Consider the following 25,229-nt stretch of genomic DNA (forward strand, 5'->3'; position numbering starts at 1 on the left):
ATGATCATGAATGACGTCGTCGAGTCCCGACTGGTGCTCGGCAGAGCGCCCAAGGCCCTGCTGGACCGGGTCGCCGACGATCCGACCGGCCCGCTCCTGGTCGGCCTGGCCGGCCCCGCCGGCCACGGCAAGACCGCGCTGCTCGCCGAGCTGACGCGCATCGGGCGACGGGCCGGGCTCACCGTACGCACGGGCGTACCGGAGCCGACCGATCCCGTCGACCCGGCCGAGCTGCTGCTGGTCGACGACGCGCACCTGCTCGACGACGAGCGGGTCGGCGTGCTGCTGGATCTGGTCGCCACCCGACGGCACCGACTGGTCGTCGCCCACCGGCCCTGGCCCCGGTCGGTGGCCCTCTCCGAGCTGACCGACGTGCTGCGCCGTGAAGGGCAGGCCGTGCTGCTCGGCCCGTACGGGCGGGAGCAGACCGCGGCCCACCTCGCCGCCGCGGCGCCCGAGCTGGCGCACCGTGGCGACCTGGTCGACTACGTGCACACGCAGACCGGTGGCGTCCCCCGCGACGTCGAGCGGCTGACCCGTGGCCTGCGCGCGGTCCCGGCCCTGAGCAGCGCCCCGACCGAACCGCCCCGGTCCGTCGTCCTCGAGTTCGCCCCGGAGCTGGAGATCCAGCCCACCGCCGTACGACGGCTGCTGCTCGCGGTCGCAGCCGGCGTACCGCTGCCGGTGACCATGCTCGGCCCGCTGCTCGACCAGGAGCCGGAGGCGGTCGACGAGCTGATCGCCACGACCCGGGCCGCCGGGCTGATCGGCGCCGACGGCCGGCTCACGCCGATCGTCCGGCGGGCCGTCACCACACTCAGCCCGGCCACCGAACGCAGCGCGGTCTGGCGTCGCCTCACCGAGTTGCAGCTCGCCCGGGGCGGCCCGGTGCTGCCGCTGGTGCGCTCGCTGCTCGCGGTGGGCGTGCTCGGCGACTGCCCCGCCCCGACGCTTGCCGCGGCGGCGCAGGAGGCGCTTGCCGACGAGCCGGCCTTCGCCGCCGATCTGTTCGCCGCCGCAACCGCGGCCGGACACCCGACGAGCGCCCGGCAGGCGCTCGCCGCCGCGCTCGCCGGCAACCTCGACGACGCGCTGCGCCTGGCGGACCGGCTGCTGGCCGCAGCCGATCCGACGGACCGCGCCGAGGCAGCAGTGGTGGCCGCCACCGCTCTGGCGCACCGCGGCCACACCGGCCGCAGCGTCGAGCTGTACCGCTGGTCGGGCACCGCATCGTCGCTGGCGTACGCCACCGTCGGCGGGCTCGCCACCGGCGACCTGACCGCAGCCGGGCCGCCGGTGGACGAGTCGGCCGGCGAACCGCCCACACTGCACGCGAGCGCCGCCCGGCTGATGGCCCAGGGCGTCCGCGAGAGCGTCACCGGCACGCCGAGCGCCGCGCTCTCCGCGCTCGTGCAGGCCGCCGCGCTGCTGGAGCCGGACGGCCGGGCGGCGCTCCTGCCGGACAGTCCCGCCGCGCTGGCCGCCCTGACCGCCGTGCACTCGGGCGAGCTGGACATCGCCGAGCAGGTGCTGCACCGGGCGCAGGCCGCCGGGGTCGGCGGTCCGCTGATGGCCCGCCGACACCGGCTGTTGCAGGCCTGGATCCTGATGGTCCGGGGCCAGACGCTCGCCGCCGCCGAACGCCTCGCCACGGTGACCGCCGACGAACGGCCGTTGGAGTCCCGTGACCTGCTCTTCGCCGCCGCGCTGCGGATGGGCATCGGTCGGCGCACCAGCGACCTCGGCGCGCTCAAGCGAGGGTGGGGGCAGGCCCTGGAGGCGGTGGTCCGCCATCCCGTCGACCTGTTCACGCTGCTGCCACTTGGCGAACTGGCCATCGCGGGCGCACGACTGGGCGACGCGGCCCGGTTGGCACCGTACCTGCGGGAGGGTCGCGCGCTGCTCGACCGGCTCGGCGCTCCGACACTGTGGAGCGTTCCGCTGCACTGGAGCGGGTTGCACGCGGCCATCCTGAGCGGCGAGCCGACGGCCGCCGACGACCACGTCGCCGCCCTGCTGGCCGCCGCCGACCACAGCCGCTACGCCGCAGTTGTCGCCGCGGCCGCCGAGAGCTGGGTCGAGGTGCTGCGGGGCGTGGTCGACCCGGTGCGGGTGGAGGCCGCCGCCCGTGGCCTGCACGACACCGGACTGTGCTGGGACGGCGCGCGCCTCGCCGGGCAGGCCGCGATCCGCACCTCGGACCGGCGGGCGATGACCACCCTGCTCGAATGCGCCCGCGTGCTCCAGGGCCGGCCGGCCGCCGCCACCGGTGGGCCGCGACCGCCCGCCGGCGAGAGCGCCACCCCGGCGGCCGACGCCATCGCCGCCCCCACCCAGCAGGGGCTCAGCGACCGGGAGTACGAGGTGGCCGAGCTGGTGCTGACCGGGCTGACCTACCGGGAGATCGGTGATCGGCTCTTCATCTCGGCGAAGACCGTGGAGCACCACGTGGCCCGCATGCGCAACCGGTTGAACTGCGCGAACCGTGCCGAGCTGCTGGCCCTGCTGCGGACCGTCGTCGCCGACCGGGCCAGCGACGCCGCCGGGCAGCCCTGGCCGCAGCGGTCGGCGCGATGAGCCGGACGTGCCACGGGTCACCGCGAACCGGGCGGAGCGCGACGTGACGCACAACCCCGAACGGCGACTGCGGGTCCGGTTCGTCGCCGCGGCGGCGGTGCTGCTCACGCTCTGGTCGTACGCGGCCTACCTGACCGGTCAGGACGCGGTCGACCTGCTGCGGGTGCGGACCCTGGCCGACACCCTGGGCCAGCCCATCGACCGGCTGATCCTCAGCCTGCAGACCGAGCGCCGGGTGACCGCCGAGGCGCTGGCCGGGTCGGCGCCGGCGCGGACCGCGCTGGCCGGGGCGCGCGAGGTGACCGACCGGGCGACGGCGGACGTCCGGGCGTTTCCGGCCGGCCGCGATCTGCGCCTGCTCAGCGCCGGGGCGGTGCGTGATCGGGCCGAGGCGCTCGTGCGGCGGTTGAACGGGCTCGGCGCCGTCCGGTCCCAGGTGGACGCCGGGTACCTCGACCGCACCAAGGCGACCGACGGGTACGACCAGCTCGTCGACGCCGCCTTCGACGTGTACGGACCGGAGTGGGGCGCGTACGAGAGCAGGTTGGCGATCGAGACCCGCGCGGTGATCGCGCTGGCCCGCGCCCGCGAGCTGCTCGCCCGGGAGGACACCCTGATCAGCGCGGCCGTCCTGAGCGGTCGGATCACCGCCGAGGAGCGGCGCCGGCTGGTCGAGCTGGTGACCACCCAGCGGTACGCCCGCGCCGAGGCTGCGGCCGGCCTGCCGGCCGGCGGCCGGGGGGCGCACCAGCGTCTCGCGGCGGCCCCGGAGTTCGCGGGCCTGCTCGCGGTGGAGGACGCGCTGCTGCGGACGGACCGGGCCGACGCGCTGCGCGGGATCAGCGCGGCGGACTGGCGGACGACGGCGGACGCCGCGCTCGGCGCTCTGCACGAGCTGGTGACGACCACCGCCCGCGGGAGCGTCGAACGGGCCACGCCGGGGGCGGCGGTGATCGTCGGGCGGACCGGCGCGGTGGTGGGGCTCGGGCTGATCGCCGTGCTGGCGGTGCTGCTCGGCTGGGCCGCCACCGTGCGCCGTCTGACCGACGGGCGGGCCCGCCCGGGCACCGACCCGAGCCGACCCGAGCCAGTGCCGGCACCACCCGCCGACGACCAGCCGCCCGCCGAACAAACCATCAGCGGGCCGGTCGAGGACCGTCGCGCCGGGGACCTGTTGGTGCGGGTCACCCGGCGCAACCAGGTCCTGCTGCGCGATCAGCTCGACCTGCTGGACGCGATGCAGCGGCGGGAGCGCAGCGCCGAGGAGGCCGACGAGCTGTTCCAGCTCGACCACCTCACCACCCGGATCCGCCGCAACGTCGAGAAGGTGATCACCCTCGCCGGCGCGACCCCGGCCCGCCGCTGGCGACGTCCGGTCCCCCTGCTCGACGTCACGCGCGGCGCGGTCGCCGAGGTGCCGGAATACCACCGCGTCCTGGTCGCGCCGCACTGGCCGTGGTCGCTCGCCGGGCCCGCCGTCACGGACGTCGTGCACCTGCTGGCCGAGCTGATCGAGAACGCCCTGACCTTCTCGGGCACCGACACCACAGTCCGGGTCGCTGGTGAGCACCGGCCGCACGGCTGCGCGGTCGTGGTGGTCGACGACGGTCCCGGCCTCGACGAGACCGCGTTGAGCGAGGCCAATCACCTGCTCACGAACCCGCCCACCCACCCGCCCGCCGACGCCACGGGGTTGCACACGGTCGCCCTGCTGGCCGCCCGCTGCGGTGCCCGCGTCACGTTGCGGCCCAGTCGGCGCGGCGGGACGGCCGCGATCGTGCACCTGCCTGCGGAACTGGTCACGGTGACCGGCGGACCTGCCGTGGCGGTCCCCGGGCCCGCGCACCGGCCGGGTCACGACGGGCCCGACGCGCCCGACGCGGCCAGGACGGGCGGGGCGGGCGGCACGGGCGAGTTGCCGATGCGGGTCCGCCAGTCCCGGGCCGCCGGGCCCGAATCCGGGCTCAGGTGGCCCGACCCCGGCAGCACCGGCCCCGACACCGTCGAGCTGCCGGTCACGAGAGCAACGAGGAGACATCGATGACGCATGCAGTGGTCACCGCGGACAGCCTGACCGGCGCGCTGGACCGTCTGGTCGACCGGGTACGCGGGGCGGAGTTCGCCGTGGTGCTCTCCCCGGACGGGCTCCCGCTCGGCAGTTCCCGACGGGTGGAGGCGAAGCTGGCCGAACAGATCTCCGGCGTGGTCGCGGGCCTGCTGGCATTGGGGCTGGCCGCCACCCGCACCTGCGACGCGGGCGGGCTGCGCCAGATCGTCGTGCAGATGTCGCGGGCGTTCCTGTTCGTCGCCACCATCGGAAACGGGACGATCCTCACCGTCCGGATCGCCGGCGACGAGACCGAGGTGGGTGACATGGCGTACGAGGTCGCGCTCTTCGTGGGGCAGGCCGAACGGCACCTGCCGATCACCCTGAGCCCCGCCTCCGCGGCGAGAAGCGGGGAATCCGGTGCACAGCGCCAACTCCGCTGACGAGGCGTGGTACGACGACGACGCCGGCCCGGTGGCCCGTCCGTACACGATGACCGGTGGGCGCACCGCTCCCGAGCGGGGCCGCTTCGACCTCATCTCGCTGGTCGTCGCGCGGCGGTCGGCCACACCACCCACGGCACTCTTCCCCGAACAGGCGCGCATCGTCGAGCTGTGTCACCATCCAGTGTCGGTGGCCGAGGTCAGCGCCGAGCTGGATCTGCCCCTGGGCACCGTCCGGGTCCTCCTCGGTGACCTGCTCGGGGCGGGTCTGGTCGAGACGCACGAACCACCGACGCTGTCGGAGCTGCCGTCGCAGGAGCTGCTCGAGTCGATACTTGTCGGGTTGCGCGCCCTGTGACGGGTCGGGTGCCACCGCGATCCATGGGTCGCGGGTTGGCGTCCGGTGATGAAGTGAAGGGGAGAGGCAGTGCCGGCAACACCGCCGCAGCCACGGCGTACTGTGGCGATCATTCTGCTGGACCGGATCGTGGCCGCCGCCGCAGCCGTACGGCGGGTGGTCACCGGCCGGGGCGATGTGTCGCGGGCCACCTGGATCGCCGTGCTCGCGGCGCTCGGCGTGGTGGTGGCGACGGTGGTCTCCATCATCGGCGTGGTGCGTACGCCGGAGCAGTTGGCGCCGGTGACCCTCGATCCGCCCCCGTCGGTGGACCAGTTGGGCACCCCGGCGGCGGGTACGCCCCGGGGGCAGGCGATACCGGCGGCCAGCAGCCCGCCCACGTCCGCGCCGCCGTCGGCAAGCGCGGCCCCGCCGCACGCCGAGCCGCCGACCAGCGCGCCGGCGGTGACCCCCTCGTCGGCGTCGCCGACCCCGGCCGCGCTCGCCGCCGACTTCGCGATCGAGGAGAAGGCCCTGCTCAGCTACGGCGCCGCCGTGACGGTCAGCAATCCGGGGCCTGCTCCGGTGGCACAGTGGACGCTGGCCATCACGCTGCCCCGGGAGTCGCTGCGCGTCAGCGCGGTCCAGGGCGCGCGGGCCACGCAGGACGGCGCGGTGTGGACGTTCGTGCCGGACGGGAGCGCCGGGCAGGTGCCGGGCAGCGCCTCGGTCCGGGTGACGTTCCGGGTCAACGGCGCGGCGGTCGGCGCGACGCCCACGGCGTGCACGATCGACGGGGTGGCCTGCGCAGGGCTGCCGGACTGACGGCCGCCGGCCGTCCGGTGGCGCGCGTCGCTCATGCTGAAGGGGTGATTCGCTTCGTCCTGAACGTCCTGTGGCTCATCTTCGGTGGTGGCCTCGTGCTGGCGATCGGCTACGGCTTCGCCGCGCTGGTCTGCTTCGTCCTGGTCGTCACCATCCCGTTCGGCGTCGCCTCGTTGCGCCTCGCTGTCTACTCGTTGTGGCCCTTCGGTCGCACCCTGGTGCCCAAGCCGGGTGCGGGCGTCGGCTCCGGGCTGGCGAACGTGCTGTGGGTGGTGCTGGCGGGCTGGTGGCTCGCCCTGTCGCACATTCTCGCGGGCATCGCGCTCTGCGTCACGATCATCGGAATTCCCTTCGGCATCGCCAACTTCAAGCTCGTCCCGGCCGCGTTCTGGCCGCTGGGCCGGGAGGTCGTGGACGCGCCGTGACCCGTCGCCGGGTCGCCCGCGTAACAACGGGCGACCCGGCCCGGACCGTCACCGTCGATAGTGGACACTTTGAGGCGCCACCCCCGCCGTCGAACCCCCGATTGGAGCCTGGCATGGCCGGCCCGGACGCCGAACTCACCGCGACGCTTGCGCCCGACGTGCCGCACGCGGCGCGGATCTGGAACTACTGGATGGGCGGCAAGGACAACTTCCAGTCCGATCGGGCGGCCGGTGACGCGGTCGCCGAGGTCTACCCGGAGATCGTCCTGATGGCACAGCAGTCCCGCCGGTTCCTGGTGCGGGCCGTACGCCATCTGGCCGCCGAGGCGGGTATCCGGCAGTTCCTGGACATCGGCACGGGCCTGCCCACCATGCAGAACACCCACGCGGTCGCCCAGGGCGTCGCGCCCGACTCGCGGATCGTCTACGTCGACAACGACCCGATGGTCCTCGTGCACGCGCGCGCGTTGCTGGCCAGCACGACCGCGCAGGGCGTCACCACGTACGTCCCGGCCGACTACCACGACCCGGAGAGGATCCTCGCCGAGGCGGCGCGGACGCTGGACTTCGACCAACCGATCGCTGTCATGTTCATGGGTGTGCTGGGGTACGAGCCGGACCTGGCCGTGGTGCGCTCGATCGTCGCTCGGACGATGGACGCGACCGCGTCCGGCAGCCACCTGGTGCTCTGGGATGGCACCAACACCAGTCCGGCGGTGGTCTCCGGCGCGCAGCGGTTGGCCGAGAACGGTGGTGTGCCGTACATCCTGCGCAGCCCGACGGATCTCGCCAGCTGCTTCTCCGGGCTGACGATGGTGGAGCCCGGCCTCGTGCCGATCCCGTTGTGGCGCCCGGACGACGCCGACGCCGAGGGGATCGACGCCTACGGCGCCGTGGCCCGCAAACCCTGACGGGCGCGGGCCACGGCCCGGTCATCGGTCACCGGTCAGCGACCGCAGGCCAGCAGCAGAGCGTCGGGAACCGCGCTGGTGGTCACGAGCAGGCCGAACGTCGTCGCGCCGCCCGGCGCGAGTGTCCCGTTGTAGGAGGCGTTGCGGACCGTGACGTCGGCGCCGGCCGTCTCAGCGACCCCGCGCCAGACCGTCTGGATGCGCTCGTCGCCGGCCCACCGCCAGGAGACGCTCCACCCGTCCAGCGCCTGCGTGCCGGTGCTGCGCACCGTCACCGTGGCGACGAAACCGGTGCCCCAGCGGGAGTCGATGGTGGCCGTCGCCCGGCACGCCGCCAGCGCGGCGGTCCGGGCCGGTCCGATCATGTACGGGTCCCGCCGGCCATCGGCGTCACTGACCCGGTACCAGTACTCGGTGTCGGGCGTCAGCTGGCCGACGGTGACGGTCCCGTTGGTCTCCGGCCCGGTGACGGCCTGGGCCACCGGCGCCTGCCACTGTTGGGCGTCCTCCCGGCTGGCGAAGAGGCTGACGGTCATCGGCGGGTTGTAACCGCAGGGCGGGCGGAACAGGATCGAGTACGACAGCGTCACGCTCGTGGTGGTCACCGCGGTCACCGACACGCCTATCGGTAGGGCCGGCGGGCAGGTCGGGGTCGGTGACGGCGACAGGGTGGGTACGGGCGTGGGGGCCGGCGCGGCCCCGGCGGAGCCGGTCGTGCCGGCCCAGCCGGCCAACGCCATGGTCGTGACTGCCAGGAAGATGCGGAGCATCGGTACCTCCGGGAAGACCGTCGCCGTCGCGGTCGAGGATGGGCGACCGACCGTGCGGGGCCGGACGTGCGGCGGCCGCCCGACGGCGATCGGCATGCGGCCGCTGACGAGGACTGCCCGGCGCGGGTGGTGTGACCACCTCGCGCGTCCCCGCATCCGGAAAAGACCTGACGCGCCGGCTCCCCGAGCGCGCGAAGCACAGCATCGCATTCGACAACCGTCGATACAAGCGCGCCCACCGGTGAGCGGCGGCGGCAGCGGGTCGTCGACGCAAGCCCGTCGAGAAGCGGCTGCCTGCTCCTCGCCGCGGGGACACGTGCCGGTCCCCTGAACCGACGATCATCCATCGTGGCCTGTCAATTCGATGCGGGAGCACACCATGCGTGACAGAAGCAGCACGAACCGGCGATCCCGGGTGGCGAGGGCACTGACCGCGACGGCCGCCGTGGCGGCACTCACCGTCGCCCCGCTCGCGGCGCCGGAACCCGCCACCGCCGCCGTCAGCCGTGCCGAGCTGGCCCTGCGCTGGGCGCCCGTGCACTACCAGGACGTCGACGCCACCGGCACCCACGCCCTGGGCGGTCAGTCCGACTATCTCACCGCCGTGGACTTCGACGGCGACCTGTCCGGGCGCAACAACTGGGACCGTGCCGGCCAGTCCGGCACCTCCCTCGCGGCGCACGCGTACTACTCGGTCGTGGAGACGAGCACCCACTGGTACATCACGTACCTGTTCTTCCACCCGCGGGACTGGACCGATCACCCGTTCTTCGAGACCGAACACGAGAACGACGGCGAGGGAGTTCTCTTCGCGATCGAGCGCGACGGTACCCCGTACGGCGTCCTGCGCGGCGCGGTGACTGTCGCGCACAGCGACTTCTACTCGTACACGCCGGCCGGCAGCACCTGGACCAGTGGCCGGGAGAGCGTCGACGGCACCCTGCAGTTCCAGACCTCACCGCACGACTCCTTCGCGCACCCGGTGACCGCGCAGGAGGCGCAGGGGCACGGCCTGAAGGCGTATCCGCAGTACGCCATCAACGGCGACGGCCTGGTCTACTACCCGTCGACGGTGGCCGAGACGCCGAGCAGCGGCGACGACCGCGACGTGCGGTACCAGCTCGTCGACATCTTCGCCGCCGGGGGTCTGTGGGCGCAGCGGACCAACGCGAACCTGTTCGCCAGCCTCGGCACGTTCGCCGGCGACACCTCCGGCGACTGCGGCTCGGGCACCTGGAGCTGCTCGGCGAACTCCGCGAACGCCCCCTGGGGCTGGGACGACGGCAACGACGTACCCGCGCGCGGCGAGCTGGCCAGCGACCCGGCGAAGCTGTCCGCCGAGTACTTCACGGTCCCGGCCGGGCTGGCGCGCAGCTACAGCTACAACCCGTACGCCGGCGCCGCCGCGGCGCTGGCCGAGGCGGCCAGGACAGCAGCGCCCACCGTCGACTGACCGACGGCTCACCTGCGCGGCCGGCCCGTTCTGGGCCGGCCGCGCACCGGCTCACACGCCGCCGCCGGGCGCGTCGGCCGCCCCGGAGCGGTCGCGCCGCGCCGCGCCAGCACGTAGCCTGCGCGGATGCGACACACCCTCGCACCCGGTGACGAGACCCTGCACGGTCACTTCTCCCCCGACAGTCCGCCGGCCCTCACCATCGACCCCGGCGACACCGTCACCTACCGCACCCTGGACTGCTGGTGGTCGGCCGGCCCCTACCCGGGCGGAGCGAACCGGGACCGGCCCCGGGTCCCGCAGCATCGGCCCGATCACGGGCATGCGCTGACCGGGCCGGTAGCGGTCCGCGGCGCGCGGGCCGGCCAGACCCTCGCGGTACGCATCGACGCGATAGTCCCGGGCGCCTGGGGAACGACTGTGGCCGGCGGGTGGCCGAGCGGGTTCAACAAGCGCTACGGCGTCGAGGCCGACGGCGTGGTGCACGCCTGGGAGCTGGACCCGGTGGCGTTGACCGGCCGCAACCAGCACGGCCACACGGTGGCGCTGCGCCCGTTCATGGGGGTGCTCGGCATGCCGCCCGCCGAGCCGGGGAGGCACTCGACAATTCCGCCCCGGCCGTGCGGCGGCAACCTGGACTGCAAGGACCTGACCGCCGGCAGCACCCTGCTGCTGCCGATCCCGGTCGACGGGGCGCTGTTCTCGGTGGGGGACGGGCACGCCGCGCAGGGCGACGGCGAGGTCGGCGGTACGGCGATCGAGTGCCCGATGGACGAGGTGACGCTTACCTTCGACGTCCGCGACGACTTCCCGGTCACCGGCCCGGTGGCCCGCACCGCCGACGCCTGGCTGACGCTGGGCGTGGGCGCGTCCCTCGACGACGCGACGTTCATGGCCCTGGACGGGATGCTGACCCTGCTGCAACGGCTGCACGGCCTCCGCCGACCGGACGCGGTGGCGCTGGCCAGCGTCGTCGTCGACGTGCGGGTGACCCAGATCGTCAACCAGACCGTCGGCGCGCACGCGGTGCTGCGCGACGACGCGCTGCGCTGAGCCGCCACAGCGACCGCCCGTGCCGCTTCGCGACGCCGGACGCTGTCAGCGCAGCCGGCGGGCGGTGAACCTCGCCGGCGGCTCGGCGATCGCGTCCTGTGCCGCGACCAGCTGGATCTCCCGGGTGCCCGCCGCGAGGGTCGCCTCAAGGACGGCGAAGACCGAGGAGATGGTGCGCTCCAACGCGGTAGCGGGTGAGCCGGAGGTCAACAGGTGCGCCAGGTACAGCGCTGCCGTGACGTCACCCCCGCCGTTCGGATTGATCGGCAGCAGCGGCGTGGTCACCGCCCAGGCGCCCTCGTCGGAGACCGCCACCACCTCCAGCGCGTCCGCCGGCACGTCGCCGTGCAGCACGCTCGTGACCAGGACGTGCCGCGGTCCGGTGGCGCGAACGACGTCGACGGCCTCCAGCACCTCCGCCAGCGTGGACGTCGTACGGCCGGCGAGGAAGTCCAACTCGAAGTGGTTCGGCGTGATGATGTCGGCGCGCGGCACGACCGTGTCGCGCAGGTACTCCGGAATGCCGGGTCGGACGAACATGCCCCGACCGATGTCGCCCATCACCGGGTCGCAGCAGTACACGGCGGCCGGGTTGGCGGCCTTGACCTCGGCCACCGCGTCCAGGATCACGGCGCCCATCGCCGGATCACCCTGGTAGCCGGACAGCACCGCGTCGGCGCCACCGAGGACCCCCCGGTCGGCGATGCCCGCGATCACCTCGGCCACGTCGGCGGCGGCCAGCAGCGGCCCGCGCCACGCGCCGTACCCGGTGTGGTTGGAGAAGTGGACCGTCAGGACGGGCCAGACCTCGTGCCCGAGTCGCTGGAGGGGAAAGACGGCGGCGGAGTTGCCGACATGGCCGTAGGCGACCGACGACTGGATGGACAGGATCTGCACCGACCCATCATGGCTGCCTTCGACGAGACGCGGCGCACGGCCCGCCGAATCTGTCGGCTGGCCCACTCCGGCCAACCGGTACGCGCCGGACGGGCCGCGCCACGGCCGACCCGCGAGCCGGCGCCACCACAGCGCGGTCGGGCGTGCGGTGCCACCCGCAGAGCACGCCCCCGGGCGGCCCGGACCGTGTCGTCCGAGCCGCCCGAGGTCCTCCGTCAGCGGGTCGTCAGCCGCCGAGGCTCGCCGCGGCGGAGGCGATCGACGAGGCGAAGTAGCTCACCTGCGTGTAGACGCCCGGGTAGTTGGGTCGGGCGCAACCGTTGCCCCAGCTGACGATGCCGACCTGGATCCACGCGTTGGTGGCGTCGCGGCGGAACATCGGGCCACCCGAGTCGCCCTGGCAGGTGTCCGTACCGCCGCTGGCGTAGCCGGCGCAGATCTCCTCGGCGGGGATCAGGTCGCCGCCGTAGTTGGAGTTGCAGGTGGAGTCGCTGACGAACGGCACGGTGGCCTTGAGCAGGTACCGCTGCTGGCTGCCGCCCTCGCGCGCGGCGCCCCAGCCGGCGATGGTGAAGGTGCCGCTGTCGTACGCGGTGGTGGTGGCGATCTTCAACGTGCTCAGCCCGGTCACGGGGGTGGCCAGGCGGATCAGCGCCCAGTCCTTTCCGGAGCCGTTGTAGCCGGGAGCGCGGTAGACGTAGTTGGACCGGACGGTGATCCGGCTGGACGACTGGAGGTCGACGGTCCCGAGTGTCGCGGTGATGCTGGTGTTGGTGCCGGTCGAGCCCACGCAGTGCGCCGCGGTGAGCACCAGCCGGGAGCTGTAGAGGGCCCCGCCGCACCCCATCGAGAGCCGCACCATGAACGGGAACTCACCCTGCGCGGCGCGGGTGCCGCCGACGACGTTCGGCGTGACGGGGTTGTCGGCCGCGGCAGCGGGCGCCGCGAGGGTGAGGCTGGCCGCGGCCAGCGCGGCGGCCACCAGGCCGGTGAGGGTACGCCAGCGAACCATGCATTCCTCCGCATCCGGACGGCACGCCTTGTGAGCGCGCCTCGAGTCGAGATAGCGATCAGCATATTGAGATGCATGGATGTTGCGGGTCATCCCCGCTGGGTCGTATCCCCGCGTTATGGGGCCGAGGCGTCGTCCTCGCGCCGGCCACGCCGATCCGGGCGACGGCCACGGTCGGCGCCGACGGCCAGGAGCCGAGCAGATCGACAAGGCTGGAAAGGGCGCTGGTGTCGGGGACAAGGTCCATCGCGGCCTCCGGGTTAGAGCCCCACCATCCGCGCTCCGCGGAGGGCTTCCCCCGGGCCCGGCGTATCGACGGGCGCCACAGTCATTGTGGCAGCCCCCGACGACCAGGGGAACCGGCAGCCGCCGACGGCGCGGAGCGCGGTCAGTCCCGCCACTCCTTGGCGAGCAGCTCGTAGGAGCTGATCCGGTCGGCGTGCGCGTGCGTGATCGTGGTGATCAGCAGCTCGTCGGCGTCCGTGACGTCCCGCAGGGCCCGCAGCCGCTCGGTGACCGTGCCGGGTGATCCGACGAACTGCGTGTCGACCCGGTCCGCGACGAGCCGACGGTCGGCGTCGGTCCAGGGCAGCGCGGCGGCCTGTTCCGGGCTGGGGAACGGGATGGCGCCCTCGCCACTGCGGATGCTGCGCACCCAGGGCCCGTACGGCGCGGAGAGACGGCGTGCGGCCTCGTCGGTCTCGGCGACCACCACGTCGGCGGAGACCACCACGTACGGCTGCGCCAATCCGGCCGAGGGCCGGAACGCGGCCCGGTAGGCGGCGACCGCGTCGAGCACCGAGGAGGGGCTGACGTGGTAGTTGGCGGCGAACGGCAGGCCCAGCGCGCCGGCGAGTTGTGCGCTCTCCCCGCCGCTGCTGCCCAGCAGCCACACCCGCAGGTCGGCGCCCTCCCCCGGAACGGCGTGCGCGTCCAGGCCGTCGGCGTCGGTGTAGTCGCCGCGCAGCAGGGCCAGGACGTCGGCCACCTGGTCGGCGAAGGCCGGCGGTTGCGCCCCCGGCTGGTGCAGCAGCGCGCTGGTCAGGGCGAATCGTGGAGAGGCGAGCACGCTGGCGTAGGAGAACGGCGGCGGGATCAGCAGCCCGTCGACCACCCGGGCCTCGGCCTGCGGCGGCGGAGCGGACGCGGCGGGTTCCCGGGAGGCCTCCACCCGCCGCTGTCCGGACCGGCCCAGGCCGAGGTCGATTCTCCCCGGATACAGGGCGGCGAGGGTGCCGAACTCCTCGACCACCGACAGGGCGGTGCGGTGGCCGACCTGGACCGCGCCGGAGCCGACGCGGAGCACACTGGTGGCCGAGGCCACCTGCCCGATGAGCACGGCCGGCGCCGAACTGGCCACGCCTGCGGCGAGGTGGTGCTCGGCCAGCCAGTAGCGGTGGTAGCCGGACTGCTCGGCCCGGCCGGCCAGGTCGACGGTGTTGCGCAGCGCCTCGGTGACGGTGCCGCCGGCGGGAACCGGAGAGAGATCGAGAACGGACAGAGGGGTCGCTGACATGGTGGTCCCCGTTTCTGGTCAGGCCGTCGTGGCGGCGGTCACCGGCGCGCGGAACGGGCGGCTGGGAATCTCGCGGCGCAGCACCGGAGCCACCTCGGCCTGGAACAGCTCCAGGCTCTCCCGGTGCTGCTTGTCGGTCAGCCCGTCGTGGTCGGCCTGGAGGTGGATGACCTCGTGGCCGAACCGCTCGTGGTAGCGCAGCACCTTGTCGATGATCTGCTGCGGACTTCCCACAAGCATCGAGCTGCGCTCGATGGCGTCGGACAGGGTGTGGAAGACCGGCGGGACGCCGAGCCGGCGGAACGCGGCGAGCCGGGCGTCGAAGATCGGCCGATACCTCTCGACCGCCTCCTGCGACGTGCGCGCCACGTGGAACCCCGCGGTCCCGGCGCCGACGAGGGCGTCCGCCGGGTCGTGTCCGTAGTGGACCCACCGTTCCCGGTAGTGGCGGATGAGGTCAGCGTAGGGCTCGATGGGGTTGGTGACGTTGGCGGAGAAGATCGGATCGCCGTGGCGGGCCGCGAGGTCGACCGACTCCCTGCTGGTGGCACTGCCGTGCCAGACCCGGATGGGCTGTTGCAGCGGGCGGGGCCAGGTCTCGGCCTCGGTCAGCGACGGTCGGTACGTCCCGGACCAGGTCACCTTCTCCTCCCGCCAGAGCCGACGGAACAGCTCGTAACCCTCCCGGTTGCGGTCCCACTGGTCGTCGGCGGTGACGTGGAAGAGCTGCGCCTGCGCGGCGCCGTTGCCCTTGCCGATGATCAGTTCGAGTCGGCCGTCGGAGAGATGGTCGAGGGTGGCGTAGTCCTCGTAGGCGCGGACCGGGTCGAGCAGGCTCAGGGTGGTGACCGCGGTGAAGAGCCGGATCGTGGCGGTCCGGGCCGCTATGTGGCTCAGCACCACCGGCGGCGAGGAGGAGATGAAGGGACGTTCGTGCCGCTCGCCGACGCCGAACCCGTCGAAGCCGAGTTCCTCGGCGAGAACGGCGGTGTCCACCACCTCGCGGAACCGCTCGGTGGTGCTGCGGCGACGACCGGTGACCGGATCGGGCAGGTGGGTGATCAGGGTTATCAACAGGAACTTCATGCGGCGACCATCACTTTCGGCGGGGTCGGGGGCGGGCGGGGCCGAGGCCGAGGTGGTCACGCAGGGTGGTGCCGGTGTACTCGGCGCGGAACACGCCGCGCTCCTGCAACAGCGGGACGACCCGGTCGACGAACTCGTCGAGACCGCCCGGGGTCAGGTGCGGCACCAGGATGAACCCGTCGGCGGCGTCGGACTGCACGAAGTGGTTCATCCGCTCGGCGACCTGCCGCGCGGTGCCGACGAACGACTGCCGACCGGTGACCTCGATGACCAGGTCACGCATGCCGAGGCCCTTCTCCTCGGCCAGGGCCCGCCACTGCCGGGCGGTGGCGACCGGGTCGGGGTACATGCCGGCCCGGCCCCTGCTGATCGTGTCGGCACTGACGTCCGGGTCCTCGGCGGGAAGCGGGCCGTCGGGGTCGTACCCGGACAGGTCCCGGTTCCACAGCTGCTCCACGAGCAGGATCGCGGTCTGCGGGCTGACCTGCTGGCGGCGGATGTGGTGGGCGCGTTCCTGTGCCTCGGCGTCGGTGTCGCCGAGGACGAAGGTGACCCCGGGAATGATCTTCAACTCGTCGGGGCGACGGCCGTACCGGGCCAGCCGGGACTTCACGTCCCGGTAGAACTCCTGACCGGCCTCCAGGGTGCCGTGTCGGGAGAAGATCGCATCGGCGCTGGACACCGCGAACTCGCGCCCGTCGGGCGAGTCGCCGGCCTGCAGGATCACCGGGTGTACCTGCGGGCTGCGCGGCACGGTGAAGTGCCCGGCGATGTCGAACTGGTCGCCGTGGTGGGTGAAGGCGCCCGGGTCGGCGTCCGTGACGTACCGGCCGGTGTCCCGGGCCCCCACGATCGCCTCCGCCGGCCACGACTCCCACAGCGTCCGGGCGGTACGCACGAACTCGGCGGCCCGCTCGTAGCGCAGCGAACGGTCGAGGTAACCGCCCCGGCGGAAGTTCTCCCCGGTGAACGCGTCGGAAGTCGTGACGACGTTCCAGGCGGCCCGCCCACCGGAGAGGTGGTCGAGGCTGGCCAACTGCCGGGCCAGCTCGTACGGCTCCCGGAAGGTGGTGTTGAGCGTGCCGGCCAGGCCCAGGTGGGTGGTGACCGCGGCGAGGGCGGAGAGCAGGGTCAACGTGTCCGGGCGGCCGACCACGTCCAGGTCGTGGATGCGGCCCCGCTGCTCGCGCAGACGAAGCCCTTCGGCGAGGAAGAAGAAGTCGAACTTGCCCCGTTCCGCCGTGCGGGCCAGGTGGACGAAGGAGGAGAAGTCGATCTGGCTGCCGGAGTCCGGATCGCTCCACACGGTGGTGTTGTTCACGCCGGGAAAGTGCGCGGCCAGGATTATCTGCTTGGGCATGGCGGTCTCCAGACTCAGGCGGTCGTGGCGACGGCGTAGCGGCTTGCCGGTCGGGTCAGGCCGAGCAGCCCACGCAGCGTCCCGCCCGGATATGCGGCGCGGAACAGACCGCGTTCGCGCAGCGCCGGCACCAGCGCCCGGGTGATCGCGGTCAGATCGTCGGGGAGGACGGCCGGCCGCAGCCGGAAACCGTCCACTCCGGCCCGGTGCCACTCGACCAGCAGGTCGACCAGCTGACCCGGGGTACCGGAGAAGAGGGCGGCGTCCGACGTGAACCGCGCGCCGTGCAGGTCGTCGAGACGAGCCCTGCGCCGGCGGGCCAGCGTCGGCGTCTCGTCGAGCAGCACGACCAGGTCGGCGAGCACGCGCAGCGGAGGCCCGCTGCGCCCGACGGTCTCCTCGACCGCCCGGACCTCCCCGACGATGGCGGCGACGTGCCCGGGGTCGGTCGGGGTGACGAAGACGACGTCGGCGTGCCGGGCGGCGAAGGCGTACGGCACCGACGAGTGGGCCAGCGCGGCGACCACCGGCTGTCCCTGCGGTGACCGCGGCACGATGGAGGGGCCCTTGACGGAGAACCACCGCCCGGTGAAGTCGACGTAGTGCAGCCGGTCCCGGTCCACGAAGCGGCCGGTCGCCACGTCCCGGATCTCGGCGTCGTCCTGCCAGCTGTCCCAGAGTCGGCGCACCACCTCCACCGCGTCGCCGGCCTCGGCGATGAGGTCGCCGACGAGCCGTAACGTCTCCGGTTCGTCGAGCCGGGCCGGGTCCAGCACGGGGATCTCGCGGCGACCGAAGTGCCCGGCCTCGGCCCGCCGGGCCGAGACCCGGGGCCGCCAACCGGCCCGCCCACCGCTGATGTGGTCCAGCGTGGCCACGGCCGTCGAGACGTGGAACGGTTCGGTGTGCGTGGTGCTGGTGGTCGGGACCAGCCCGATGTGCCGGGTCAGCGGGGCGATCCGCGCCGCGATCTGCACCGCGTCGAGGCGCCCCCGGAGCTCGTCGGCGCGGCCGTCCGGGCCGTCGGACCGCGACGACTGGAGGTCGAGGCTGTCCTCGATGGTCAGCAGATCCACTGTGGCGCTCTCGGCCTCGCTGGCGAGTCCGGCCCAGTAGCGGGCGGTCAGCGGCGCGGACGCGCCGGCCCGCGAGAGCCGCCAGGCGGCCGGGTGCCAGCCCAGGCCGTCCAGTGCCACGGCCAGGTGCAGGGTCTTCTCGGTCATGGGCGTACCTCCTGCGGTCGGCCGGTCGTGACGAGCGTGGGCAACGCGTCGAGCAGGGACCGGGTGTGGTCGTGCCGGGGGTAGGTGAAGACGTCGCCGACCGGGCCCTGCTCGACCACCGCGCCGTCGTGCATGACCAGCACGCGGTCGCTGAGGTGGTGCACCACGCCCAGGTCGTGGGAGATGAAGAGCAGCGCCGTGCCGTCGGTGGCCCGCAGCTCGGCCAGCAGGTCGAGGACCTGGGCCTGGACCGAGACGTCGAGCGCGGAGACCGGTTCGTCGCAGACGATCAGGGTGGGTCGCGGGGCGATCGCGCGGGCGATGGCGACCCGCTGCCGCTGTCCGCCGGAGAGCTGCCGGGGGTGCCGGTCGAGGAGCTCCGGCCCGAGGCCGACGCGACGCAGCAGGTCGACGACGTGGTCGCGGCGGTCGCTCCGATCGACGTCGGCGTCGAGGTTCTCCCCGACGACCTGGGCCACGCGGTAGCGCGGGTCGAAGGAGCTCAGGGGGTCCTGGGAGATCAGTTGCAGCCGGCGGCGCAGCGGGCGACGGCTCCGCTCGGGCACCCCGGACCACGGCGCCTTCTCGAAGGTGACCGCGCCGGAGTCGGCGGTCAGGAGACCGGCGACGATCCGGGCCAGGGTGCTCTTACCGGACCCGGACTCCCCCACCAGCCCCAACGTCTCGCCCCGCGCGATGGAGAAGGAGACGTCCCGCACGACCGTGTGGTCGCCGTACCTCCTGGTCAGCCCGACCGCGTCGAGCACCGTGTCGTCCGGGCGAACCTCGGGACGGGCGGGCAGCGCCTCCCGTCGCGCAACGCCGCCGTCCCGCGGAACCGCGGCGGCGGCGAGCCGGTGCCCCCGCGACGACGCCGAGGGCACCGCAGCCAGCAACTGCCTGGTGTACGGATGTGCCGGGGCCCGCAGCAGTCCTGCGGTGGGGCCGTGCTCGACGATCCGACCGTCCCGCATGACGAGCACCCGGTCGGCGACCTGAGCGACCACCGCCAAATCGTGGCTGATCAGCAGCAGGCTCACCCCGGCTGCCTGCCGCTCGGCGAGCAGCCGCAGGATCTGCGCCTGCACGGTGACGTCCAGCGCGGTGGTCGGCTCGTCGGCGATGAGCAGGGCCGGTTCCCCGGCGATCGCCGAGGCGATGAGCGCCCGCTGTCGCAGCCCTCCGGAGAGCTGGTGCGGGTACTGCCGGGCGCGGCGCTCCGGCTCCGGGAGGTGGACCTCGTCGAGCAGGTGGGTGACCCGGCCGGCCCGTTCGCGGCGGCCGACGATGCCGTGGGTGGTGAGCACCTCGCCGATCTCGGCGCCCACGGTGCGCAGCGGGTCGAGAGAGACCAACGCGTCCTGCAGGACGAGCCCGGCGAGCCGTCCGCGTACCCGTCGCCAGTCCCGTGGGCGGTGGCCCCGGACATCCTGACCGGCAAGGTCGAGCCGGGCGGCGCGGACCGTCGCGCCCGGGCCGGCGAGGCCGACCAGGGTACGGGCGGTGACGCTCTTGCCGGACCCGGACTCGCCGACGATTGCCACGCACTCACCGCGCTCGACGGTGAGGCTGATCCCCCGGACCGCCGCGACCCGTCCGGTGGGGGTTTCGAAGTCGACGTGCAGGTCCTCGACCGCGAGCAGGGGGGCCATCAGCGCCGCCGCCCGTCGAAGCGGGTCTGCCAGTGCCGCCCGACGACAGTCAACGCCACCACTGTCGCGGTGACCGCGACGCCGGGCAGGACGGTGATCCACCAGGCCACCTGCAGGTAGTTGCGTCCCTCGGAGAGCATCGCGCCCCACTCGGGCGACGGCGGCTGGGGCCCCATGCCGAGGAAGCTGAGCCCCGCGGCGATCATGACCGCCTCGCCGAGCCCGATCACCGCGAGAACCGGCACCGGGCCGATCACATTGGGCAGGACGTGCCGCGCCACCAGCCGGGGCCGGGACAGACCGAAGGTGACTGCCTGCTCGACGTACGCGGCGCGGCGGACGAGCAGTGTCTGACCACGCACCACCCGGGCGTGGTGCGGCAGGGTGGCGACGCCGATGGCGACGATCAGGCTGACGGTGCCCGGCCCGGCGACGGCGATGAACAGCAGCGCCAGGAGCAGGATCGGAAACGCCGAGATGGCGTCGAAGGCGCGGCTGAGGGTCTCGTCGGCGAGCCGGTGTGTGAGGCCGGCGAGCAGACCGAGCAGCACGCCGCCGGTGACCGCGATCGCCGTGGCCGCCACCCCGATGGTGAGCGAGTGCCCGGCGCCGTGCACGACCCGGGTCCACATGTCACGGCCGAGGTGGTCGGTGCCGAACCAGTGCGCGGCGCTCGGCGCTTCGAACACTCTCAGCGGGTCCGCCGCGAGCGGGTCACCGGGCGCCAGGACCGCCGGCCAGGCCGCGGCGACCACGAGCAGGATCAGGTACGCCCCGGCGGTGAGTAGCCCTGGCCGCCACCGACGTCGGCGGACGGTCGGGGCGGGCGGGGTGGACGGGTCAGGTGTGTGCGCGTCGGTGGTTGCCGGGGCCAGGGTGACTGTCATCGGAATCAGCTCCTTCGCAGGCGCGGGTCGACCAGTAGGTAGGTCAGGTCAGCGATGGTGTTGACCGCGACGTAGACGGCGGCGGACAGGGTCACCACCGCCAGCACCACCGGCATGTCCTTGCTGGTCACCGCCGTGAGGGTGACCTGGCCGAGGCCGGGTCGACCGAAGACCTGCTCGACGATGACGGCGCCGCCGAGCAGGATGCCGAAGAGCCAGCCGGCCAGGGTGACGGCCGGCAGCAGCGCGTGCCGCAGCGCGTGCCGCAGGAGCACCGTCCGTTCCCGTACGCCCCGGGCCCGGGCGGTCAGCACGAACGGCTCGTCGAGTGCCCGGTCGAGCCCGTCGCGCAGCACCTGGGCGAGGAGTCCGGCGATGGGCAGCGCCAGGGTGACGGCGGGCAGCACCAGCGCGCCGACGCCCCGGTCGCCGGAGACCGGAAACAGTCCGAACCGGAACGACAGCACGCTGAGCAGCACGATGCCGATCAGGAAGGGCGGGGTGGAGACCAGCAGCAGTTCGGCGCCGGAGCTGGCCCGCCGGAGCCAGGGACGGCGGTCCCCGGCGGTGGCGACGGAGAGGACGAGGGCGAGCAGCACCCCGAGTCCCGCGGCGGCGAGGGCGAGGGTGAGGGTGGGTGCGAGCTGTTCGCCGATCACCTCGACGACGGGCCGTTGCAGGAGGTAGGAGCGGCCCAGGTCGCCGCCGGCGAGCCGCCGCAGGTAGTCGAGGTACTGGACGACGGCGGGCCGGTCCAGGCTCCACTCGGCGATGATCTCGGCGCGGATCTGCGGGGTGTCCGCCCCGTCGCCGACGATGGTGTCCACGGTGTCTCCGGGCGCGACAAGCAGGGCCAGGTACGCGGCGGTGGCGGCGGCCCAGAGGACTACCAGCCCGGCGGCGAGCCGGCGAGCCGCCGCGCGCAGTGGTGAGCTGTTCATGTCACCTGCCGATCCACAGGTCGTACGCGCTGGCCGGAACCCCGGCGGTGGGCTCGAAGTGGACCCCGCCGACACTGGTGCTGGCCGCGATCTGGTCGGCCGGCGCGTAGAGCGGGAGCACCAGGGCCTGCTCGGCGACCACCCGCTGTTGCAGCTGCGCGTAGATGCCGGCCCGCCTTGTCGGGTCGGCGGTGGCCTGACCGGATTCCAGGAGCTGGTCGATGCGGGGATCGTTGGCGCGGGTGCGGTTGATGCCGCCCTTCGAGTGCAGCAGCAGATTCAGCGCGGCTCCCGCGTCGGTGTCGGCCCGCGAGTTGTCGAAGACCTCGTACTCGTTGCGTTCGAACGCCTGGGTGGCGGTGCCCTGGTCGACAAGCGCGATCTTCAGGTCGATGCCGGCGCTCTGCTTCACGGCGGCCTGTATCGCCTGCGCGAGGACATCGCGGCGGTCGCGGATGTACGGGGCGGCCTGCACCAGCCGTACGGTGAGCCGCCGGCCGTCGCGCACCCGGAAGCCGTCCGCGTCACGCGCCACCCAGCCGGCCTGGTCGAGCAGGGCGTTCGCCGTGGCGATGTCGCCGCCGTACCCACCGTCGAGGCTCTTGTCGTAGAGCGGGCTGGACGGACTGATCACGCTCCAGGCGCGGGTGGCGGTGTCGCGGTAAACCGACTTCAGCACGGTGTCGACGTCGACGGCCTCCCGGAACGCCTGCCGGACCCGCAGGTCGTCGAAGGGCGCGTGCGAGGTGTTGAAGTAGTAGGAGTAGGCGGAGCCGGAGTTCAGCTCCCGGTGAAGGCGCAGCGTCCGGTTGGCGGTGACCAGAGGTTGGTCGGTGGCGGGTACGCCCTCGACGAGCTGCACCTGACGGGAGGTGAGGGCGCCGACGCGCACCGCCGACTCCTTGAGGAACCGGTAGGTAATCTCGTCGAGGTAGGCGGGGCCGGTGTGGGTCGCGGTGGGCGGCGCCCAGTCGTAACCGGGATTGCGCCGGTAGTGCAACTCCTGGCCGGGGACGTAGCGGTCCAGCACGAACGGCCCGGTGCCGACGACGTCGACGCCGCCGGCCTTGAGGTTCTTCGCCTCGCGCAGCGACTTCGGCGAGACCTGGGCGCCCTGCGGGGAGGCGAGGAAGTCGAGGATGAGCACGTCGGGCGTGCTGAGGGTGAGCCGTACGGTGCGCCGGTCGACCACCTCGGCGGCCGTGAGGTTGCGCAGTTGCACGGCGGCGACACCCGGCGCGTACCCGGGCTCGCGGAGCTTGTCGATGTTGGCCTTGACCGCCGCCGCGTCCAGCGGCGTCCCGTCGGTGAAGGTCACCCCGTCGCGCAGCGTCAGGGTGTAGGACAGGCCGTCCGGGGCGGCCTGCCAGCCGGTGGCGAGCCAGGGCACCAGCTTCCCCTGCTTGTCGTACGTGAGCAGGGACTCGAAGGTGTTCCAGACCAGGAGACGGGCCTTGGCCTGGGCGTACTGGTGCGGGTTGAGGGTGATCGGCTCGGTCTCCACGGCCCAGGTGAGGGCACCTCCGGAGCGCGGCTCCCCGGCCGCCTCGGCAGCGGGGGCGGAGCCGGTGGAGCAGCCGGTGACGACGGCGAGCAGCGGGACGAGTACGGCGACGGCGAGCGTACGCAGACGGCGGGCGGGCATGGCGAGGACTCCTGTCGAGACAGGCGGATTTCGGGTACGCCGACACCCGGCCCCAGCGCGGATGGGCGGGGGCCGGTCAGGGGTGTCGGCGCGGATGGCTCGGCGGTCGGCTCGGCGGTGAGCCCCACCTCGGCGGCCGCTGTGGCGGGCCGGGTACGGGCGGTGGTGCCGGGTCAGGCCAGACAGGAACTCGACCACACCCGACCGAAGTCGATGTGGCCGCGGATCGTCAGCCGCAGCTCGCTGGACATGAGCCGAGTCCACCTTCACCGCCGGGGCGGTGTCAACAAGTCGATCGATGGATGTCGGGTATCGCACGCGACGGGGCGGATTCGTTGACGCAATACCTACTAAGGCTATAGGATTTAAAGGGATTGCGCCCGGTCGGACGGGCCGGACCCGCACGCGAGCCGGGACCGGCCAGCCGTCCGACGCCGGTTCAGTCCAGATCGAGCAGGATCTTCCCCCGCACCCGACGGTCCCGCAGCGCGCCGACCGCCTCCCCGAGGCGGTGCCACGAACCGCGCCAGCCGATCGGCGCCCGCAACACTCCCCGGGCCACAAGGTCCACCAACTGCGCCAGATCCGCGCCCGGCGCCGACGTGTCGCCGAAGGAACGCAGCGTTCGCGCGGCGCCCGGGGCGAAGGTTGAGTTCACCGGGAAGACTGCCGACGCCCCCGACGCCCAGCCGATGCTGTGCAGCACCCCACCCGGCGCCAGCAGACCCCACGCGGCCACCAACTGGGTGCCACCCACGGTCTCCAGCACCACGTCGACCGGCTCGACGCCGCCATCGAGGCCAACGATCACCTCGTGGGCGCCGAGCGCGGCCAGCCCCTCGCCCCGCGCCGCCGAGCCGACCGCCGCGAGCACGTACGCGCCGAAGTGCCGGGCGAGCTGGACCGCCACTCGACCCACTCCCCCGGACGCGCCGGTGACCAGCACCCGGCGACCGGCCAGCGGACCGGACGCCCGCAGCGTCCGCAGCGCGGTGAGGCCGACCATCGGCAGCGCGGCCACCTCGGCCAGGTCGACGGCCGGGGGAACCACCGCGACACTGTCCACCTCGAACACCGCACGCTGCGCCCAGGCGCCCGGCCCGAAGGCGAGCACCCGGTCGCCCGGCCGGGGGCCGGAGCCGTCCTCGGCGCCGCGCAGCACGTGCCCGGCGGCGTCGTGGCCGAGCACGCTGCCGATCGGCCAGACGTCGAGGTGGCGGACCTCGCCCGCGTTGAGGCGGCGTGCCGCACCTCGACGAGCACCTGCCCCGGCCCGGGTGCGGGATCGGGAACCTCCGTGATCCGGAACCCGTCGACAGCGTCCGGTGCGGCGACGATGGCACGCATGGCAACCTCCCGAGTCGTGGTGGGCCGGCGCTCCGTTCCGCTCGCGGCAGGTGTGGGCATTCGCAGCCCCACGCCGGCCGGGATGGCCCTCCGGTGGTGAGCCGTCAGGCGGCGACCCGACGGACCGGCCCGTCCGGAGCGTCCGCGAGACCGGCGTAGCGGCCTCGGTGGTAGAGCAACGGCGAGCCCACGTCGGCGTGCCACAGCAGTTCCGGCTCGGCCAGCACCACGACGTGGTCGCCGACGGTCACCCGGTCGACGACCCGACACAGGAGCCAGGCAAGGGTGCCGTCGAGAATTGGCGCACCCTGCGGGCCCGGCCGCCACCGGGTGGGCGTGGCGAACCTGTCGATGCCGCTGGTGGCAAAGGTCTGGGCCACCTCGTGCTGGTCATGGGCGAGCAGATGCACCGCCACGTGCCGGGCCCGCGCCAGCGTTGGCCAACTCGACGAACCGACGCTCAGGCAGAACGAGACGATCGGTGGCGTCAGCGATACGGAGGTGAACGAGGTCGCGGTGAAGCCGACCGGCGGTGAGCCGGGGACGGTGACCACCGTGACGGTGCTGGCCTGGTGACGCAGCAACGTCCGCAGCGCGTCGGCGTCGGCGTCGGTCGCGTCGTCCGCGGACGAGGTCATGGCGTTCCTCCCGAGGGTGGGGTCCAGGCGGCAGGGACGGCCCGCTCAGGCCGGGCCGAGCGCCGCCGGACAGAGCTGCGCGGCGATCCTCATCAGGTCGACGACTCGGCGGGAGGTGAACAGCCGAACAAGCAGCATGAACCGATTTTCCTATCAAACAGGTAGGATTTCAAGTCCTGGGGGG

General features: G+C 73.5%; 22 protein-coding genes. 9 read left to right on the forward strand and 13 right to left on the reverse strand.

Translation table 11 applies throughout. The features are described 5' to 3' along the window. From ACLQ27_RS24970 to ACLQ27_RS25000, 7 genes are all read left to right on the forward strand, one after another. Positions 1-2,577, forward strand: a complete 2,577-nt coding sequence (locus ACLQ27_RS24970) for a LuxR C-terminal-related transcriptional regulator (protein ID WP_425868912.1) — start codon at positions 1-3, stop codon at positions 2,575-2,577. 43 nt (positions 2,578-2,620) lie between these two features. Next, positions 2,621-4,621, forward strand: a complete 2,001-nt coding sequence (locus ACLQ27_RS24975; RefSeq protein ID WP_425868914.1) for a nitrate- and nitrite sensing domain-containing protein — start codon at positions 2,621-2,623, stop codon at positions 4,619-4,621. Next, on the forward strand, positions 4,618-5,067 hold the full coding sequence (locus ACLQ27_RS24980; protein WP_234581717.1) for a roadblock/LC7 domain-containing protein: 450 nt from the start codon (positions 4,618-4,620) through the stop codon (positions 5,065-5,067). The genes ACLQ27_RS24975 and ACLQ27_RS24980 overlap by 4 nt, the downstream gene beginning before the upstream one ends. Further along, complete coding sequence (locus tag ACLQ27_RS24985; protein ID WP_357489671.1) at positions 5,045-5,425, forward strand: DUF742 domain-containing protein; 381 nt, start codon at positions 5,045-5,047, stop codon at positions 5,423-5,425. The genes ACLQ27_RS24980 and ACLQ27_RS24985 overlap by 23 nt, the downstream gene beginning before the upstream one ends. Positions 5,426-5,494: 69 nt before the next feature. Continuing rightward, positions 5,495-6,229 (forward strand): cellulose binding domain-containing protein, encoded by a 735-nt coding sequence (locus ACLQ27_RS24990; protein WP_357489669.1) that lies wholly within the window; start codon positions 5,495-5,497, stop codon positions 6,227-6,229. Positions 6,230-6,273: 44 nt separating this feature from the next. Further along, positions 6,274-6,654 (forward strand): YccF domain-containing protein, encoded by a 381-nt coding sequence (locus ACLQ27_RS24995; protein WP_234581719.1) that lies wholly within the window; start codon positions 6,274-6,276, stop codon positions 6,652-6,654. A 113-nt stretch (positions 6,655-6,767) separates the two neighbouring features. After that, a complete protein-coding gene (locus ACLQ27_RS25000; protein WP_357574872.1) occupies positions 6,768-7,565 on the forward strand; it encodes an SAM-dependent methyltransferase in 798 nt (265 codons plus the stop codon). Between the two features lie 35 nt (positions 7,566-7,600). On the opposite strand, the gene ACLQ27_RS25005 is transcribed toward ACLQ27_RS25000, so the two are convergent. Next, entirely contained in the window at positions 7,601-8,335 is a 735-nt protein-coding gene (locus tag ACLQ27_RS25005; protein ID WP_357489665.1) for a cellulose binding domain-containing protein, read from the reverse strand. 379 nt (positions 8,336-8,714) lie between these two features. Between ACLQ27_RS25005 and ACLQ27_RS25010 the strand changes: the two genes are divergently transcribed. Both ACLQ27_RS25010 and ACLQ27_RS25015 read left to right on the forward strand, forming a co-directional pair. Continuing rightward, positions 8,715-9,788, forward strand: coding sequence for a hypothetical protein (locus tag ACLQ27_RS25010; RefSeq protein WP_425868918.1), 1,074 nt, complete (start codon positions 8,715-8,717; stop codon positions 9,786-9,788). Between the two features lie 126 nt (positions 9,789-9,914). Beyond that, a complete protein-coding gene (locus ACLQ27_RS25015; protein ID WP_234581723.1) occupies positions 9,915-10,841 on the forward strand; it encodes an acetamidase/formamidase family protein in 927 nt (308 codons plus the stop codon). Positions 10,842-10,886: 45 nt separating this feature from the next. Here the strand turns inward: ACLQ27_RS25015 and pdxY are convergent, their stop codons facing one another. The 12 genes from pdxY to ACLQ27_RS25075 form a co-directional block, all read right to left on the reverse strand. Next, the gene (gene pdxY / locus ACLQ27_RS25020) at positions 10,887-11,738 is read right to left on the reverse strand and encodes a pyridoxal kinase PdxY (RefSeq protein ID WP_425868920.1); all 852 of its coding nucleotides are present in this window, start codon (positions 11,736-11,738) and stop codon (positions 10,887-10,889) included. 226 nt (positions 11,739-11,964) lie between these two features. Next, positions 11,965-12,750 (reverse strand): S1 family peptidase, encoded by a 786-nt coding sequence (locus ACLQ27_RS25025; RefSeq protein WP_234581725.1) that lies wholly within the window; start codon positions 12,748-12,750, stop codon positions 11,965-11,967. Positions 12,751-13,138: 388 nt separating this feature from the next. After that, the gene (locus tag ACLQ27_RS25030; RefSeq protein ID WP_425868922.1) at positions 13,139-14,266 is read right to left on the reverse strand and encodes an LLM class flavin-dependent oxidoreductase; all 1,128 of its coding nucleotides are present in this window, start codon (positions 14,264-14,266) and stop codon (positions 13,139-13,141) included. An 18-nt stretch (positions 14,267-14,284) separates the two neighbouring features. Beyond that, the gene (locus ACLQ27_RS25035; protein WP_357489654.1) at positions 14,285-15,352 is read right to left on the reverse strand and encodes an LLM class flavin-dependent oxidoreductase; all 1,068 of its coding nucleotides are present in this window, start codon (positions 15,350-15,352) and stop codon (positions 14,285-14,287) included. A 10-nt stretch (positions 15,353-15,362) separates the two neighbouring features. After that, a complete protein-coding gene (locus ACLQ27_RS25040) occupies positions 15,363-16,712 on the reverse strand; it encodes an NtaA/DmoA family FMN-dependent monooxygenase (protein ID WP_425868925.1) in 1,350 nt (449 codons plus the stop codon). Positions 16,713-16,726: 14 nt separating this feature from the next. Further along, positions 16,727-17,935 carry an LLM class flavin-dependent oxidoreductase gene (locus ACLQ27_RS25045; RefSeq protein WP_425868927.1) on the reverse strand — a complete coding sequence of 403 codons (1,209 nt, stop codon included), beginning with the start codon at positions 17,933-17,935 and terminating at the stop codon, positions 16,727-16,729. Then, positions 17,932-19,587: a dipeptide ABC transporter ATP-binding protein gene (locus tag ACLQ27_RS25050; protein ID WP_425868929.1), complete on the reverse strand. Its 1,656-nt coding sequence runs from the start codon at positions 19,585-19,587 to the stop codon at positions 17,932-17,934. The genes ACLQ27_RS25045 and ACLQ27_RS25050 overlap by 4 nt, the downstream gene beginning before the upstream one ends. Then, positions 19,587-20,474, reverse strand: a complete 888-nt coding sequence (locus ACLQ27_RS25055) for an ABC transporter permease (protein ID WP_425868931.1) — start codon at positions 20,472-20,474, stop codon at positions 19,587-19,589. Before ACLQ27_RS25055 ends, ACLQ27_RS25050 begins: the two co-directional genes overlap by 1 nt. A 5-nt stretch (positions 20,475-20,479) precedes the next feature. Beyond that, positions 20,480-21,415, reverse strand: a complete 936-nt coding sequence (locus ACLQ27_RS25060; protein WP_425868932.1) for an ABC transporter permease — start codon at positions 21,413-21,415, stop codon at positions 20,480-20,482. A gap of 1 nt (position 21,416) precedes the next feature. Next, on the reverse strand, positions 21,417-23,060 hold the full coding sequence (locus tag ACLQ27_RS25065; protein WP_425868934.1) for an ABC transporter substrate-binding protein: 1,644 nt from the start codon (positions 23,058-23,060) through the stop codon (positions 21,417-21,419). A 439-nt stretch (positions 23,061-23,499) separates the two neighbouring features. Continuing rightward, positions 23,500-24,249 (reverse strand): zinc-binding dehydrogenase, encoded by a 750-nt coding sequence (locus ACLQ27_RS25070; protein WP_425868936.1) that lies wholly within the window; start codon positions 24,247-24,249, stop codon positions 23,500-23,502. 262 nt (positions 24,250-24,511) lie between these two features. Continuing rightward, a complete protein-coding gene (locus ACLQ27_RS25075) occupies positions 24,512-25,045 on the reverse strand; it encodes a flavin reductase family protein (RefSeq protein WP_425868937.1) in 534 nt (177 codons plus the stop codon). Positions 25,046-25,229 lie beyond the last annotated feature (184 nt).

This window comes from Micromonospora sp. DT63 (genome assembly GCF_049841615.1).
In the GTDB taxonomy this organism is placed as follows: domain Bacteria; phylum Actinomycetota; class Actinomycetes; order Mycobacteriales; family Micromonosporaceae; genus Micromonospora.